The organism is Gemmatimonas aurantiaca (assembly GCF_037190085.1).
Taxonomy (GTDB): Bacteria; Gemmatimonadota; Gemmatimonadetes; order Gemmatimonadales; family Gemmatimonadaceae; genus Gemmatimonas; species Gemmatimonas aurantiaca_A.
Map to the genome: position 1 here is coordinate 1 of NZ_JBBCJO010000006.1, position 16,044 is coordinate 16,044.

Genomic DNA, 16,044 nt, shown 5'->3' on the forward strand with positions numbered 1-16,044 from the left:
ATGCGAGAAGCGCCGGACAATTGCCCGGCGCTTCCCTGTGTCGTCCGTGGAGGTTCGTAGCGACATGGTCGCGAGAGCACAATGCGGCCCTCTGAGTCCACGTCGACACCCGATCGTCAGGGACTGCAGACCCTGACGACGGCGCGTTCCACACTGTGGTGGAATGTTGCAGCGGGTCGATGCACACAACGTCGTTGCACTACGCCTCCGGATAGACCGCGAGGAACCGGGATCGATCCCCGGTCTGCCGCAGCGCTGTGGAGGCATCGCCCTCACTCTGCATCGCCAACATGCGATGATCCGGGGAGGCACGCCATCGGACAATCCCTTACACGGACTGCACCGTTTCGACCAGGCGGTTTCGACCGCGGCGCCCGTCAGCTCGCCTGACGCAACGGACGAAGTTCCGTCATCCGCCGCGCACTGCTTCCGCGCACCGTCTGTCCACCCGACGACAGCTGGAAGCTGCCCACCAGATCATTCAAAGTCAGCGCCTGACCGGCCAGCTCTTCGGACGCACTGGCCGACTCCTCGGCGCTCGCGGCGACCTGCTGCGTGACGGCATTGAGCTGATCGACGGCACGATTGATCTGGTGCACCGCGTCGGCCTGCTGCTCGCTCGTCGTGCTCAGACTGCCCACCAGATCGTTGACCCGATCGACATCCTGATTGATCTCCGCGAGACGCTCGACCACTTCCGCGTTGTAGGCGACGCCCTGGCTGGCAGTCATCACCGACTCTTCGATGAGCGCCGCCGTGGTGCGCGCCGCTTCCGCGCTGCGGATGGCGAGACTGCGCACCTCTTCGGCCACCACCGCAAACCCCCGACCCGCATCCCCCGCCCGTGCCGCTTCGACGGCGGCGTTGAGCGCCAGCAGGTTGGTCTGGAACGCGATCTCGTCGATCGTTTTCACGATTCTGGCGGTCTGATCGCTGGAATGTTTGATCTGCTCGATGGCCTGGGAGAGACGCTCCATGCTGGCCTGGCCCTGCGTGACACGATTGCGGGTCGTTTCCGCCGTGCCACGTGCGGCCCGCGCGGCCGCGGCGGCCTGTGTGGCACCGGCCGCCATCTCCTGCAGACTGCTCGCCACTTCTTCCAGCGAGGCCGCCTGCTCGGATGATCCCTGCGCCAATCCCTGGCTGCCGGTGGCGATCTGTTCGCCGGCCGACGAGACCTGATGCGCCGCGGCCTGCACCTGCACCATGGCGTCATCGAGTGTGGACGCCGCCACGTTGATCGAGGTCTTGATCTGCTCGAAATCGCCGGCGTACGTGCCGGTCACACGCGCGCGGAGATCCCGGTCGGCGACCCGCGACAACACCTGCGAGGCTTCGTTGATGGGCGACACGACCGCGTCGAGCAGTTCGTTGATGCCGTGCACCAGATCCCGGTACGCCCCCTGGAACCTGGTCGGTTCCCCACGCTGCGACAGCGTGCCATTGCGCGCGGCGCCGACGAGAGTATCCGTCTCACCGACGATGCGCTGAATCGTGCTCCGCAGGGCGACGAACGCCAGCCCCAGCGTGTCCTTGTCGCTGCGCGCCCTCACCTCCGCCGACATGTCGCCACTGCTGATCGCCGCGGCGGCTCCGGCCAGCGCCTGCTGCGCTTCCACCATGCGTTGCATGGACGCGGCGAGTTGCCCGGTCTCGTCCCGGCTCTCGACATGGATCTGCTGCTCTGTATCTCCGACAGCCAGGTGTTCGGCCACCACACGCAGCCGCGTGAGCGCCCCCACGATCGGTCGCGTGATGCCCGCCGCGGCAATGCCGGCGACCACCAGCGCCAGACCGGCCAGGATCAGCAGGTTCCGGATCGAGCGGGTAGCCGTGACGGCGCTGGAATCGACCGTGGCCCGCATCAGTTCCAGCTTCGACTTCTGCAGGGAATCGAGTCCGATCTCGATCGAATCGGCCTGCGCCCGGATGCCACCCAGTCGGGCCCGTCCTTCGTCGATCCTGCCTTCCAGCGCCAGCGCCACGATCGCGTCCTGCTGCGGACGCAATGTCCGGTATCGCTCCAGCAATCGGGCCGCCTGCGCCTTCTGTTCGTCGCGCACGATCTGCGCCCGATAGGTCTCGAACTCCGCCAGGAACGTCGAATCGTAGACACGGATTTCGGCGGCCCGCCGCGCAATCGCCACCGCATCCCCGTCGAGCAGCGCATTCCGGACCGCCCGGGAAATCTGGACCACCTGCACATTCGCTTCCTTCAGACTCAACACCGGCAACGCATGCCGGCTCTGCATCTCTCCCATCAACCCGTTGATGGACCGTGCCGCATGGACCCCTTCATACCCCACCACCGCCAACAGCATCGCAAGAACACCAAAACCGATGGTCAGCTTGCGGCCGATCGGCAGGTTGGAAAACCAGCGCATCAAAACACTCCCACGGATGTCATACCAGGGCCGCCGGGAGGAAGGACCAGCATCGATCGAACCGGGATCCCGCGACCCCCTGCAGGCATCTCTTCGTCGGAGATGCCTGCATTGCCTGACGAGTATCGGTCAGGAACGCGGGGACTGCACCGCGAATCCCTTACATTTTGTCACGGAACGGTTGATGGCGGTTGATGGCTGCGGACCTTGATGGCTGCGAGTGATCACATTCGATCACATTCGATCACATTCGATCACATCCGACTCACATCTCACGATCGATTCCGCGCGACTACGGTGTGGTTGCGCCGGTCGCGGAGCTTTCGGAAACGGCCTTGAGCTGCTGCAACCCACGCTCGAAATCCGGACCGATCATCCGGTCCATGCTCGTGAACACCAACATCAGTTTGGTCAGCAGCGTGGCCTCGCCTTCCATGAGCCAGCGCACACGTGTGCCGCCGTTCGCCGGCGTCAAGGTGAAGGTCGTGATATTGTGTCCTTCGATGGGCTCGAGGAAGTCGAGTTTGATGTCCACCGACGTGCCCGGTGTGGAAGAGATGATCTCCATGCGCCCCGCCCCCACCGTCGAATTGCCCTTCCACTCGTAGACCGCGCCGGGCCCCGAGGCCGCTCCCGAGTAGGTCACCGTCATCGTCGTGTCCAGACGTGCCCAGGGTGACCAGGCCTCCCATGCGTGGAAGTCGTTGATCTGCGCGTGCACACGTTCGGGTGCGGCTGCAATATCGATGCTGCGTTCCACGGCGAAGGTGTCGGGCTTCGTGCTGGCGTAACCGACGAGAATCACCACCAACAACAGGACCACGAGCAGCAGTTTGCGAAGCATGCCTACTCCGGAAGGGGATCGTGGTGGACGCTCGCGCTCTCGAACTGAGAACACGGAATCACTTCGAGGTCCCAAACTTAGCACTCAACCTTTCTTCGCGGATCCCGATACTGAACCATGAGGACACCACACCCAGTGTCCGATCCAAGCACTCTGCCCTGAACCATGTCGACTCGTTTCGCCCTGGTCCGGTGGTCGTGCGCTCTGTTGTTCGTCGTGGCAGTGCCGGCGCTGGCACAGTCTTCCCAAGCGCCGGCAGCAGTGTCCGCCCGATCGATCGAGACCCCCGTCCCACCCGTGCAAGCGCCGGCGGTACCCCCGCATGCCGCCCGTTGGGACGAACGCCTCAAGAATATTCCGGTGGCCGGACGGCTTCCGGTTCGCCTCTCCGTTGCCGGACAGGCACGCTGGCGTGAGGAGTTCTTCCGCGCCTTCAACGTCGGTCCGCTCGACGACGACAACGGACAGTCTCGCCTGATGCTCAGCGCCGATCTCGTGGCCGGCAACGTCAGGCGCTGGTATGGCCGCGTCTTTGCCGAAGGACGTGATGCGCAGAGCTACGGCCGCTCCCTGCCAGGTGGCGCGCGTCCTTCCGATGCCGATCGGCACGACATCCAGAACCTCTACGTCGACGCCGGATTCGGAAAGTCCTTCGTGCGGGTCGGTCGTCAGGAGATCGCACTCAACCGCGAACGTCTGATCGGCGTGCCCGACTGGTCGAACACACGCCGCGGTTCGCAGGGCGCGCGCCTGCAACTCGTCCATGGCGCACTCGCATTCGAAGCCGTCGACGTGCGTCCCGTGATCGTGCGGCAGACCGACGCGAACCGTCCGGATCGCACCGCGCGGCTGCAGACCCTGTCGATCGGCAGTGCCTCCGGTGCACGCCCGGCCGCGCGTGGTCTTCCCGCGGTCTGGCAGGCCTACCGGTATGAACAGCGCATCCGCACTGCCCCGTCGGCGCCGCTCACGCGCCGTATCACGAGTGGCGGCCGCCTGCAGTGGCAGTGGGGAGCCGGCGCCGATGCTGCCCATGGACGCACCGTCGAATTCGAAGGCGCGCGGCAGAGTGGACGTGTCGGCACCGATGTCGTCGATGGTTGGTTCTGGATCACGGAGGGACAATGGCAATGGAAACGTTTCCGGGGCAAGCCGGCCCTGGCGCTCGGCGTCGAAGAAGCCAGTGGAGAACGCCCCGGCACACCGGATCGGATCGAAGCGTTTTCCGTGCTGTACCCGGCCGCGCATGCACATGGCGGCTACGCCGATGTCATCGGTCGTCCCAATGTCCGGGAGCTGCATGCAATCATCACCTGGGATCCGGTCGCTCCGGTGAACCTCCGCGGGGCCGCCTACCGGTTCGACCGGCTGCGCCTCGACGACGGAGTCTACACCAAGCAGAACACGGTCTTCCGTGCGGCGGGAGGTTCACGGACCCGCCATGCGGCCGATGAGGTCGATCTCACCGGCACGTGGAAGGCCACCAATCACTGGCGCCTCATTTTTGGGGGCGCCCTCGTGATGCCGGGCGGATTCCTGCGGGAAACGTCCGGTGGTGCACGCACGGAGCGGTGGGGCTTCGTGGGCACGACGTTTTCATTCTGAGTGCATTCCGCTCGTCTTCACATAGAGATCCTCATGCGTCGCTGGACCGTTCGTACCCGATTGATCGTCGGCTTCGGATTGTTGTTGATGTTGCTGGGCGTGGTGGGCACGATCGCCACGATACGGGTGCAGGCGCTTCGCCGCACCGTCGATATCGCCACCCGGGAAGTGGCCATCAAGGGGCTCGCCGCCAATGCCCTCATCGATGCCGTGAATGAAGCGGCGCGCTTCAAGCTGGCCCTGTTCGCGGCCACGTCGCCGGCGCTCGTGGAGCAATCCAGCGCCGGCGTCGCGAGTTCGCGGGAGCGCATCAACCGTGCCTATGTGGTGCTGGATTCGATCGCCACCGATTCACTGCGCGGCGACACCACCATGGTGCGCCAGCTCGTACGGATCAAGACGCTGCGCGCCGTTCACGCCGCGGCGTTCGATTCCGCCGCGGCGATTCGCAAGGCGGGCAACACCGAACACGCCGAGCAGTTGCTGACATCGTCCGTGCTCCCGTCGCTGCGATCGTACATCGAAGGGATCGATTCGCTGATCGCCACGCAGAACCAGGCGCTCGCCATCGAAGGTCGGACCGCGGAAACGCAGGCCGTGCGTGGCATCTGGCTCATCCTCGGACTCTGTCTCACGGCACTCGTCCTGGGTCTGGTGGTCGCACGTCGGATCTATCTCAGCATCACCCATCCTCTCGCACAGCTCACCGGCGTGGCCAATCAGCTCGCCGAGGGCGACTGCGCCGTGACGTTCGACGATCAGACGTCGCGGGACGAGGTGGCCGATCTCGCACGCGCCATGCAGCGCATGGCCCTGGCCGACGCGGATCTCGCGGAGGTGGCGCATCGTCTGGCGGCGGGTGATGTCTCGGTCACCGTCACGGTGCGGGGTGAGCGCGATGTGCTCGGCACGGCGATGTCCCGTCTCAAGGAGACGCTGGTGGCGCTCGAGGTCGAGACCCGCGGTCTGACGACGGCCGCCATCGAGGGCCGGCTGGGTGACCGTGCCCGCATCGCGTCGTTCCACGGCGCGTTCCGGGATCTGATCGGAGGACTCAATGCCATCCTCGACAACCTGCTGGCACCGGTGAACGAGGCACGTGCCATCCTCGAACGCCTCGCGGCGCGTGATCTGTCGGCGCGCATGAGCACCGACTGGCATGGCGATCACGCCGTCCTCGCCCGTGCGCTCAACACGGCCGCCGAAGCCCTCGACCGCACCCTCTCCGAAGTCGCGGCGTCTGCCGACCAGGTGCATGGCGCGGCCCAGCAGATCGCCGATGGCAGCCAGGGACTGGCACGCGGTGCCTCGGAACAGGCGGCCTCGCTCGAAGAAGTGGCGTCCGGACTGCAGGAAGTGGGTTCGATGACGCACCGCAATGCGGAACATGCCGCCGAGGCGCGCGAACTGAGCACGCAGGCGCAGCAGAGTTCCGGACGGGGCGTCGCGGAGATGCGGCGTCTCTCCGATGCGATCCTGCGCATCAAGCAGTCGAGCGACAGCACGGCGCGTATCGTGCGGACGATCGACGAGATCGCGTTCCAGACCAACCTGCTGGCACTCAACGCCGCCGTGGAAGCGGCGCGTGCCGGGGACGCCGGCCGGGGCTTCGCCGTGGTGGCCGAGGAAGTGCGCAGTCTCGCCCTTCGCAGTGCCGAAGCGGCGCGGCAGACGGCCACCCTCATCGAACAGGCCGTGATCACCGCCAACGAAGGGGTCGATCTCAACGCCGCCGTACTCGAACAGTTGACGGACATCGATCAACGGGTGAGCCGCATGGGGGTCGTCATGGCCGACGTGGCCTCCGCCAGTCAGCAGCAGCGCGACGGGATCGGTGCGATCGGGCGTGCGGTCGAGCTCATGAACGGGGTCACGCAGCAGGTGGCTGCCAACGCCGAGGAATCGGCGAGTGCCGCCGAGGAACTCGCGGGACAGGCGACGACGATGAACGGCCTCGTCAACGAGTTCACGCTGACGGGAGCGGTGGGATCCCGCAAGCAGGCGCTGCGGATCACGGCAGGACTGCGACGCAGCGCTTGAGCTCTGGGTCTCTGATCTCAGATCCCAGAGATCAGAGATCAGCAGGTCAGAACTGAGACGGCGATCGAACGATGAGAGATCAGACAACAACGAGATCAGAGATCTGAGCACTGACGTCGTCTGGCTCTCGTGCGCGCCACGGGCCTCGCTGGCCGGGTGCCCGCAGGCGTGTGTGTACCACACCGTTGTTCAATCCTCACACCTCATCCGTCCGGCACGCATCATCGCCTGCCCACGTACGGAAATATCCTGCAGGTATCCAGCCGTTCATCCTGCGGGTATCGCGCCCGCAGGGCGCCCCTGGCGGCCAGTGAATCACCCGATACTGGCCGCCAGCCGCGCCGTGATCCGGCAAACGCCGCTCACTCGAGCAACGCGCGCAGGTATTCCGGCATGCCGTGATACTGGTCGGTATGGTCCGGCGCGCTGTTGCCGGCGAACCCCCGCACCACGAACCGACCCGCGCGCACTTCGCTGAGCTGCTGCACGCCCCGCGGCCCCCATCGCAAAACGGCCTTTCGCTGCAAGCCCAGCGTCTGCAGCAACCAATCGGCTGTTTCCGTGGTGCTCGCGAACGTGCCCGGAAAGATCTCGGTGTGTGTCACGAGGAACCGCTTGTCACCACGCATGGCCAGGCGGGCGAATTCGGCAAAGGCCGTCAGATTCGTGCTGTCGAAACCTCCTCCCACGGCGAGTGCCTGACCTTCCGGGACATACGAAGTGTGCATGCCGTCCAGCAGGAGAACCGCATGCACGCGCGCCAGATGACGGGGCTCGCGCAGGATGCGCCGGATGGCCCCGTGTCCGGCGGAAAAACCGGAAAGAGTGATGCGGGCGGCATGCATCGGCCGGCCCAGCACCTGCGACACTTCCCGATCGATGCCGGCGAGCAGCGAGTCGAACACGGTCACATCCACGAAGGAACGATCGTAGATCCCGGAACCGGCACCCAGATTGAGCACCGCTGACACCGTGCCATCCCCCAGCGATGCGACAGCCTGGTCGGCCAGCCAGGAGGCGCCGTGAAAGTGAATCACCAGCGGGTAGGTCTCGCGTGATTTCGTGCGCGGGCTCACCCACACCTCGACCGGCCGTCCCCCAGGACCCGGGAAGGTCCGGCGGTGCCCCCCGAGTTCTCTGGGCGCCAGACGCGCATGGAGTCGCGTGGACTCCACCATGGGAGAAGGATTCTGAGCCGCCGGTGGCACCGATGACGGCGCGCTCTGCGCTTCGACCGCCGAGCCGAGCAGGAGCAACGGAAACAGGAGGAGAATCAGCACCATGACGGGAGCATGCCGGAAACCTGACGGAAAACGCTGGCGGTCCACGGAGATGTGCATACGTTGAAGACTTCCTTCGTCGTGGGCAATGCCATGGTTTCTTTCCGTCTCCGGATATCGCGTCGGTCCATCCGACTGAGCATCGCCGCACTGTGCTGCGTCGCTGCGACGGCTCAGGCGCAATCCGTTCCCGCGCAATCCGTTCCGGCGCAATCCGTTCCCGCCCGATCCGCCTCCGCGCAGACCGCGACCGTGCGCGGCATCGTTTTCGACAGCCTGGCCGGCAGCCCGCTCGGCAATGCGCAGGTGCAACTGGTCGCGGCCGACGGAACCGGATCGTTCGGCCGGTTGATGGTCACGGATCCCGACGGCCAGTTCGTGTTCGACAGTATCCCCGATGGCCGGTACACCCTCGGCTTCTTTCATCCGGTGCTCGATTCTCTCGGTATCGAAGCACCGTTGCGCGGTGTGCAGATCAGTGGACAACGGCCGGTGACCGTGGGGCTGTCGATACCCGCGGCACCCGCATTCCGTCTGGCGTTATGTGGCCGACCCAGCACGACGGAAGGCAATGCGGTCCTGCTGGGATTCGTCCGAGATGCCAGGACCCGCGAAGCGCTCACGGGAGTCACCGTCACGGTTTCGTGGCTCGAACTGGCCCTGGGCAAAGGCGGCACCCACGCGCGCACCATCAGGCGCATCGCACGGATGCAGGACAACGGCTGGTTCGCGCTGTGTCAGGTGCCCAGTCCGGGCACGATTCAAGTGCAGGCATACCGGGGAGCCGATAGCACCGACGTCGTCGAACTGCAGGTGCCGGCGTCCGGCGTTCTGCGACAGGAGTTGTCCCTGGGAGCCGCACGGGCCATCACCGTGAATGAAACACGGGTCGATTCCGCCGCGCGCAGGGATTCGCTGCGCCCGATGACACGGATCATGTACACCGGCGACGGCACGCTGCGTGGCATGGTGGTGGGCAAGATGGAAGGACTGGCCGGGGGACAGCCACTGGTCGGTGCACAGGTGGGATTGGTGAACGGCCCGCAGACACGCACCAATGCCCGGGGAGAATGGACGCTGGGCGATCTGCCACGGGGCACCCGCACACTCGAAGTCCGCGCGGTGGGCTATTACCCCGAGCGCCGTATGGTCGACGTGGTGGATGACGCCCCATTGCAGACCGTATCCCTCGTGACGTTCAAGTCGGTGCTCGACACGATGAAGATCCGCGCCAGCGCCAATCCGCTTCTGACCGAGGGCTTTCTCGACCGTCGGCGCAGCACGGCCGGCACGTTCCTCACCGGCAACGATATCGTCGTCCGCACCGCACGTGTCACCAGCGAGATCTTCCGCAATCTGCCGGGAGTGTACCTCGAGTATCCGCAGCCGGGCGACATCGATCTCGGACCGATGACCAGTGCCGGTCAGCTCGAGATTCTGGGCACCGAACCCATCGTCCTCATGCGCAGCGGCGCCGGCGTGCGTTGCATCCCTACCATCGTGCTCAACGGTTCCATCATGCACAATCTGGGCAGTTCCGATCTCGACGCGATGCTCAGCCCCCAGCAACTGCTCGGCGTCGAGATCTATCGTCCCGGTCAGACTCCGCCGCAGTTCCAGACCGGACTGAGCGGCTGTGGCAGCATCGTGTTGTGGACGCGCCGGTGACGGCGTGATCCTCCGTCAGACGGACACCACCCGGCGTCAGGGCCGAAGCTTCACGATCGCCACGCGCCAATCCGACTGGAACGCGCCCCGTTCCGCTGGGGGTGGCGCGGGAGTGCGATCGAGGTAGCCGAGCTGGTCGATCTGCTGCATGGTCCACAGATCGTCGACGATCTTGTCGCGCTCGAGATCGATGGCGTCCTCCACGCGGTGCGTGAAACCGCGATGTTCCTTCGAGACGAGCACCCCGATATCGTGGGTCGCGGCGGCCACCCACACCGGTGTACCGGCCCACTGCACGTTGGTTTGCCAGAGACGCACATGATGCCGTTTGGCAAACGTGTCGGTGACACGCTGAAACGCGAGATCCGGATCGCGCCCGAACATCGTCTGTGCGGATACTGGTTGATGCTGATACCCCTCCGCCGCGGCGGCCTTGATGAACGTGTCGAAATCCGCCCGCGTGGACATGCGATCCGGCACATCCCAGCCGGCGGCGATGAAAGCCCGTTGTACCTGAGCCTGCGTTCCGAGGAGCACGATATTCACGAAATCGCCGGGCCCACGTCCACCGGCCGTGAGACCGCGCGCGGGCAGGGCAAGGAACAGGTCACGTTGCGTCTGATCGGGCGCGAGCGCCGCCGGTGTGTTGTCGTCGGGCCACATCGGCAATGGCGCGGCGACACGCAGACGCACCGTCATGTCGGTGCCCGGCACGAAGACGACCCGTCGATGCCGCTCCTCCGCTTCCCCCCGGAAGGCGGAGAAGAGCAACGCGCCGGCCACGGGATCGATGGATCCCAGCAGCAATGACGCCCAGTCGGCCCGGGATCGCACCAGACTCCTGAGCGGCGGTCCGAGCACGCGTCCCCCGTCGTCCACCGATTCCCGCGCGTTGTCCACGGCCGTCAGCACGCCATCGATGGCGACCTGGGCATTCGTGCTCTTCAGCGACGTGAAGCGCACATGCACGAAGTGGCGTGCTCCGGCCAGGTGCTCCGTTCCCGTCTCGTCGATGACGCCCTCCAGCATCGTGCGTGGCGCCACGATGACACGCCCCTCCTGCATCACCGGGGCCATCACCATGGCCCGGATCTTTCTTCCGCGAAACGATTCGTGTGCCCCTATCGAATCGAGTGTACGTACCGGAATGCGCGCCGTCACGGGAATGGTCTGCGCGAACAACGGAACGCCGGGCGCGAGGAGCAGCAGAGACAGGAGGGCGCGCGTGATGGTAGGCATGATGATATGTTCGCACAATGACGTGGAAACAGAAGACCGCTCTCTTTCTCGGCAGCCAGGCGCTTTCGCTTTTCGGAACGGCCCTCGTGCAGTATGCACTCATGTGGCATGTGACGCTGGCCACGAAGTCGGGCTGGCTGATGACCGTCTACATTCTGTGCGGCTTCGTCCCGGCGTTCATCGTCTCGCCCTTTGCCGGCGTGTGGGCCGATCGCATGGATCGCAAACGGCTCACCATCCTTTCCGATGGTGGCATTGCGGTGGTCACGCTATTGCTCGCACTGGCCGCCCATTCGGGGCAGAACGTCCTCTGGCTCGTCATGATCACCGCCGCCGTGCGGGCCGTGGGGCAAGCCATTCAGCAACCGGCGGTCGGTGCGCTGCTGCCGCAGTTCGTGCCGGCGGATCAGCTCGCGCGGGTCAACGGCATCCAGAGCACCATCCAGTCGGCGACATTCTTCGGCGCGCCCGTGCTGGCGGGCCTGCTCATGACCGTCTGGCCCCTGGAATACATCTTCCTGCTCGACGTCTCGACCGCGGCCGTGGCCATCGCGTTGCTGGCGTTCTTTCTGCATGTGCCGCCGCATGAAAAGGCCGGACAGCCGCAGATGGTTTCGTATTTCGACGACATGCGGCAGGGGTTTTCCTACATCCGCACGCATCGGTTCCTCGTGCCGTATTTCAGCTTCGTGGCGGTGCTGCTCGTGCTCGTCGCGCCGGCGGCATTCCTCACGCCATTGCAGGTGGTCCGCACGTTCGGTTCCGAGGTCTGGCGGCTCACCGCCATCGAAATGGCGTTTTCCGTCGGCATGATGTCGGGCGGCGCCTTCATGGCCTGGTGGGGCGGCTTCACCAACCGCATCCACACCATGGTCCTCGCCTCGGCCATCATGGCGGTGTGTACCGCCCTGCTGGGTGTCATGCCCAATTTCTGGGCGTACCTCGTGCCCATGGGGATCTTCGGCATCGCCTTGCCGCTCTACAACACCGGCGCCACGGTCCTGCTGCAGGAACATGTCGAACCCGATTTCCTCGGCCGCGTGTTCTCGATCTTCACGATGCTGCAGACGGCCATGATGCCACTCGGCATGCTCGTCTTCGGTCCGATGTCGGAGTTCGTGCGCATCGAGGTGCTGCTCATCGTGACCGGCATCGCGATGGGCGCGCAGCTGCTCTGGGTGATGAACGATCGCACCCTCATCCAGGCGGGAGCGCCGGTTGAACAGCCCTGATTGAACAGCCCTGACTTGATCGGGCCCCTGGCTCGTGCAATACTCAAGTAAATGCTTCAACATCCGGATCTCGATCAACTCCTGCACGCCATCGCGGACCCCTCACGCCGGGCCATCACCGAACGATTGAGTGTCGGTCCGGCGGCTGTCAGCGAATTGGCCAGCCCGCTGCGCATCTCGCTCGCGGCCGTGCTGCAGCATGTACAGGTGCTCGAACGGGCGGGTATCGTGCGCACCCGGAAAGTGGGACGTGTGCGGACCTGCCAGCTCGAGCCGGAGGCGTTCCGGGCATTGGAGCAGTGGATCGCCGAGCGGCGGCAGCACTGGGAGCAGCGATTCGATCGCCTGGGAGCGCTGCTCGATGAATCCCCTGCCCGTTCACCGAACGATCCACCGCATTCGCCGAGCGAAGTCCGCGGGTGACCGAATCCGTTTGGAAGCCACGTCGTAGGGGCTGTATCGTCCGCCCATGCGACTCCCTCTGCTTTCTGTCCTGAAAACGCGATCGACCAGCGGCGGCAAGCCCGGTGCCGAAGCGCCACTGGCGCCGATGTCCCGGGGAGTCGTGATCCTGCTGCATCTCGGATACTGGGGGATGTACCTGCTGCTGCTGGCGCTGATCTTCGCGCTGCTGCAGGCGCAGGTCCGGACGGCCCCGGGCCGGGCACCGACAGACCTCTTCGGCCTGCTCTTCCGCTCGCGTCTCACCTTCCAGCTCGTCATCCCGAATGCCGTGGCGTTCTACATCGCCTACGGCATTCTCGCGCCCCGTTTTCTCGCCACACGGCGCTTTGGCGCGTTTCTGGCGGGTGGTATGCTGGGGGCCCTGACGGCGTCCGCGGTGAGTCTGATCGGCATTCCCGCGCGGATCATCGACGCATCGTCGATACACATCTCCGCCCTTCGCGCGATGCCCTTCCTCATCGCAACCGGTGGACTCGCCACCATTCACATGACCATTGCCACCATCATGCGTGGCTTCGTGGGATGGTATGACGATTTCGCCGAAAAAGACGCCCTCCGTCGTCGCACGACCGAAGTGGAAGTCGCGCTGACCCGGGCCACCCTCGATCCGCATTTCCTCTTCAACACGCTCAACAACATCGACACCCTCATCGGCCGGGCGCCCGAGACGGCTTCGATCTATCTGACCCGGTTGTCCGAACTGCTGCGTTTCGTGTTGTACGACTCCCGTGCGGATCTCGTGCCGCTCGATGCCGAACTGACGTTCCTCGACAAGTACATCGCGTTGCAGCAGTTGCGCCTGCGCAATCCGGACACCGTGACGTACGCCGTGCGCGGCAACCGGAAGGGCAGTCTCATTGCCCCCATGCTGCTGGTGCCGTTCGTCGAGAACGCCTTCAAACACGCGTCGGGCCAGCGCACCCCGGGCTCCATCGTGGTGGACATCGCGATCGACAGCGACGCGCTCACGTTCACCTGCGCGAATCGCTACGACCCGCAACGTCGTGACGACATCACGGACGCGCGCCCGGCCCTCATCGGCGGGCTGGGGAATGACCTGATCCGTCGCCGTCTCGATCTGCTGTATCCGTCGCGTTACACGCTCCGGACCGACGATCGCGACGCCGTGTACTCCGTGCACCTCTCGGTGCAACTGGCTTCCGCGCCCGCATCCTCCTCCGACTACGCTCTCCATGCGCTGTCTCATCGTTGAGGACGAGCCGCTCGCGGCCGATCGACTCACGGACTACATCCAGCGTCTGCCATTCCTTCGGCTCGTCGGCAGCTTCGACAACGCCGACGACGCGCTGTCCTGGCTGCTGAGCAATCCGGTCGACCTGCTGTTCCTCGACATCAGCCTGGGCGGGATGTCGGGCATCGAATTGCTGGAAACGCTGATGGTGAACAGTCAGGTCGTCCTCACCACGGCCCACCCCGAGTTTGCGCTCAAGGGATACGAACTCAAGGTCACCGACTATCTGCTCAAACCGTTCACGTTCCAGCGTTTTGTTCAGGCGGTGGAGCGGGCGCAGTCGCTGATGCCGGCCGTCACATCCCCTCAACGCCCTGCGCTGCACGCCTCGGCGGCCCGTGGGTTCATCTTCGTGCGCACCGAGTTCCGGCTCGAACGGGTACGACTGGCCGATGTGCTCTACATCGAAGGCGACGGGGACTATCGGCAGATTCACACCACGCAGAAACGTCTCACGACGTCCGAAACACTGGCCGATCTGGAGACGCGTCTGCCCGCCGATCGCATCTGCCGTGTGCACAAATCGTTCATGGTGGCACTCGACAAGATCGACACCATCGAACGCGATCGCATCAGCATCCGCAACAGACTGATCCCCGTGTCGGCCACGTATCGCGATCGTTTCTACGCGCTCATCGGACACGGCACGCCGCCATACGGCACGCCGCCATACGGTGCTCCACGATGACGGTCACGCCCCGTGGCACGCATGTCCCGGGCCTCTCCAATGTCCTGTCCGCGGCAATAGTGGGAATCGGTTCTCTTCGTGAGAATCCACTGCGCACCATGCTCTCCACGCTGGGTGTCATCATCGGCGTCGGCGCGCTGGTGTCCGTCTTGTCGTTGAGTGACGCCATGCAGCGGTTCGTCCGCGGTGAAGTGTCCCGCACCACAGATCTGCAGAATGTCGCCATTCAGGCGCAGACCCAGGTGATGGTGCAGGGCGTCGCCACGCCCGTGCGCAACTACCCGGTGTTCACGTTGCGTGATCTCGACGACATCCAGAGCGGGATCACGCCATTGACCGGGGCCGGGATGATGCTTGCCGGATCGGCACGTGTGACCTATCCCCGTACCGGCAATCAACGCCAGGTGAACATCACGGCATCCACGGCCGGCGTCGAAAAGATCTCGTCACCCAGACTGCTCTCCGGTCGATTCTTCACGGGCACGGAAGCCTCACGCAATGCGCCGGTCATCGTGCTCTCGTACCTGCTGGCCGAGGAACTCGCGGCGGAGCGCGGCGTGCATTCCATGCTGGGCGCGTTCGTGCGGGTACACGGCATCCCCATGGAAGTCATCGGCATCCTGGCCCTGAACAAAGGCGAACGCGGTTACGCGGCCACCGTGCCCTTCGCGGCGGCAGCCACGCTGCTGAGTGGCACGACGTCACTGCGTACCCCCACGTTGCTGCTCAAGGCGACCTCCGTGGAAGACGTGCAACGGGTGAAGCGCGATGTGGAAGACTGGCTGGCCACACGCTATCGCGGCTGGGAGACGTCGGTCCGGATATCGACGCGGGAAGGCATGCTGGATCAGGCCACCCAGGGGCTCGCGATCATGAAAGTGTTTCTTGGCGTGCTCGCCGGAATCTCCCTGCTGGTGGGCGGCATCGGCATCATGAACATCATGCTGGCCAGTGTGACCGAGCGAACGCGGGAGATCGGCATCAGCAAAGCCATCGGCGCCCGGTCGCGCGACATCCAGTGGCAGTTCCTCACCGAGGCCGTGGCGGTGTCCTGTTTCGGCAGCACGGCGGGCGTGCTGCTGGGGGCGGTGATCAGCGCCGGCACGCTCGTGGGCATCCGGCGATGGTTCGGGGCCGAGCACATGACCTTCATACTGACCCCGGGTACGGTGCTGGTGGCCGCCGCCGCCGCGGTGACCATCGGGGTGGTCTTCGGGACCTATCCCGCACGCCGTGCCGGACGTCTGAGCCCCATCGACGCCATTCGTCACGAATAGTCGCGGGGCGGTCCCACGGCCCCCATGTCGGGCGACGGGACCCGCGCGCCCCGCCTTGGTACCTCCCCGC

At 65.1% G+C, this 16,044-nt stretch carries 12 protein-coding genes; 8 read left to right on the forward strand and 4 right to left on the reverse strand.

Annotated elements, in window-relative coordinates:
* Nucleotides 1-377 precede the first annotated feature (377 nt).
* Nucleotides 378-2,384 (reverse strand): methyl-accepting chemotaxis protein, encoded by a 2,007-nt coding sequence (locus WG208_RS10265; RefSeq protein WP_337171259.1) that lies wholly within the window; start codon nucleotides 2,382-2,384, stop codon nucleotides 378-380.
* 292 nt (nucleotides 2,385-2,676) lie between these two features.
* Complete coding sequence (locus tag WG208_RS10270) at nucleotides 2,677-3,228, reverse strand: SRPBCC family protein (RefSeq protein ID WP_337171260.1); 552 nt, start codon at nucleotides 3,226-3,228, stop codon at nucleotides 2,677-2,679.
* A 165-nt stretch (nucleotides 3,229-3,393) separates the two neighbouring features.
* Between WG208_RS10270 and WG208_RS10275 the strand changes: the two genes are divergently transcribed.
* Together WG208_RS10275 and WG208_RS10280 are read left to right on the forward strand one after the other, a co-directional pair.
* A complete protein-coding gene (locus WG208_RS10275; RefSeq protein ID WP_337171261.1) occupies nucleotides 3,394-4,833 on the forward strand; it encodes an alginate export family protein in 1,440 nt (479 codons plus the stop codon).
* Nucleotides 4,834-4,866: 33 nt separating this feature from the next.
* Nucleotides 4,867-6,873, forward strand: coding sequence for a methyl-accepting chemotaxis protein (locus WG208_RS10280; RefSeq protein WP_337171262.1), 2,007 nt, complete (start codon nucleotides 4,867-4,869; stop codon nucleotides 6,871-6,873).
* A 362-nt stretch (nucleotides 6,874-7,235) separates the two neighbouring features.
* Here the strand turns inward: WG208_RS10280 and WG208_RS10285 are convergent, their stop codons facing one another.
* Nucleotides 7,236-8,156 (reverse strand): hypothetical protein, encoded by a 921-nt coding sequence (locus tag WG208_RS10285; RefSeq protein ID WP_337171263.1) that lies wholly within the window; start codon nucleotides 8,154-8,156, stop codon nucleotides 7,236-7,238.
* Nucleotides 8,157-8,405: 249 nt separating this feature from the next.
* On the opposite strand from WG208_RS10285, the gene WG208_RS10290 reads away from it, so the two are divergent.
* Nucleotides 8,406-9,821 carry a carboxypeptidase-like regulatory domain-containing protein gene (locus WG208_RS10290; RefSeq protein WP_337171264.1) on the forward strand — a complete coding sequence of 472 codons (1,416 nt, stop codon included), beginning with the start codon at nucleotides 8,406-8,408 and terminating at the stop codon, nucleotides 9,819-9,821.
* 36 nt (nucleotides 9,822-9,857) lie between these two features.
* On the opposite strand, the gene WG208_RS10295 is transcribed toward WG208_RS10290, so the two are convergent.
* Complete coding sequence (locus tag WG208_RS10295) at nucleotides 9,858-11,060, reverse strand: LssY C-terminal domain-containing protein (RefSeq protein ID WP_337171265.1); 1,203 nt, start codon at nucleotides 11,058-11,060, stop codon at nucleotides 9,858-9,860.
* 17 nt (nucleotides 11,061-11,077) lie between these two features.
* On the opposite strand from WG208_RS10295, the gene WG208_RS10300 reads away from it, so the two are divergent.
* Genes WG208_RS10300 through WG208_RS10320 form a run of 5 tightly spaced genes read left to right on the forward strand, consistent with a single transcriptional unit; the run spans nucleotide 11,078 to nucleotide 15,974 of the window.
* Nucleotides 11,078-12,292, forward strand: a complete 1,215-nt coding sequence (locus WG208_RS10300; protein WP_337171266.1) for an MFS transporter — start codon at nucleotides 11,078-11,080, stop codon at nucleotides 12,290-12,292.
* A gap of 51 nt (nucleotides 12,293-12,343) precedes the next feature.
* The gene (locus WG208_RS10305; RefSeq protein WP_337171267.1) at nucleotides 12,344-12,715 is read left to right on the forward strand and encodes a metalloregulator ArsR/SmtB family transcription factor; all 372 of its coding nucleotides are present in this window, start codon (nucleotides 12,344-12,346) and stop codon (nucleotides 12,713-12,715) included.
* A gap of 46 nt (nucleotides 12,716-12,761) precedes the next feature.
* Nucleotides 12,762-13,970, forward strand: a complete 1,209-nt coding sequence (locus WG208_RS10310; protein ID WP_337171268.1) for a sensor histidine kinase — start codon at nucleotides 12,762-12,764, stop codon at nucleotides 13,968-13,970.
* Nucleotides 13,951-14,697, forward strand: a complete 747-nt coding sequence (locus tag WG208_RS10315) for a LytTR family DNA-binding domain-containing protein (RefSeq protein ID WP_337171269.1) — start codon at nucleotides 13,951-13,953, stop codon at nucleotides 14,695-14,697. The genes WG208_RS10310 and WG208_RS10315 overlap by 20 nt, the downstream gene beginning before the upstream one ends.
* A complete protein-coding gene (locus WG208_RS10320; protein ID WP_337171270.1) occupies nucleotides 14,694-15,974 on the forward strand; it encodes an ABC transporter permease in 1,281 nt (426 codons plus the stop codon). The genes WG208_RS10315 and WG208_RS10320 overlap by 4 nt, the downstream gene beginning before the upstream one ends.
* Nucleotides 15,975-16,044: the final 70 nt, after the last annotated feature.